The following is a 430-nucleotide window of genomic DNA, read 5'->3' as shown; positions in this document are numbered from 1 at the left end:
AACATCTCCGGTGCGGGTTGGGGTGGTCTGGCGGAGCGGACGTCGATGGACACCATGGGTCAGATGCAGACCGCGTTTCGCAACATCGTGAACATGCTGCACGGGGTGCGGGATGGGTTGATTCGCGACGCGAACCACTACGAGCAGCAGGAAGCTGCTTCTCAGCAGATCCTGTCGAGCTAGAAGGAGAACCGCAGATGTCGATTAACTACCAGTTCGGTGATGTGGATGCCCACGGTGCGTTGATTCGTGCGCAGGCGGCGTCGTTGGAGGCTGAGCACCAGGCGATCGTGCACGATGTGCTGGCTGCCGGTGACTTTTGGGGTGGTGCGGGTTCGGTGGCGTGCCAGGAGTTTGTGGCGCAGTTGGGCCGCAACTTCGCGGTGATCTACGAGCAGGCCAACTCTCACGGTCAGAAGGTGCAGTCGGC

The 430-nt window shown here is 61.2% G+C and carries 2 protein-coding genes; both read left to right on the top strand.

Annotated elements, in window-relative coordinates:
- Positions 1-183 (top strand): WXG100 family type VII secretion target (locus tag ABW16_RS23685; RefSeq protein ID WP_200900716.1); only part of this gene is annotated, 183 nt, incomplete at its 5' end.
- Between the two features lie 14 nt (positions 184-197).
- The coding region (locus tag ABW16_RS23680; RefSeq protein WP_047321651.1) for a WXG100 family type VII secretion target at positions 198-430 on the top strand (233 nt) is incomplete at its 3' end.

Source organism: Mycolicibacter heraklionensis (assembly GCF_001021505.1).
Classification (GTDB): domain Bacteria; phylum Actinomycetota; class Actinomycetes; order Mycobacteriales; family Mycobacteriaceae; genus Mycobacterium; species Mycobacterium heraklionense.
This window is presented reverse-complemented; position numbering and strand designations above follow the sequence as displayed.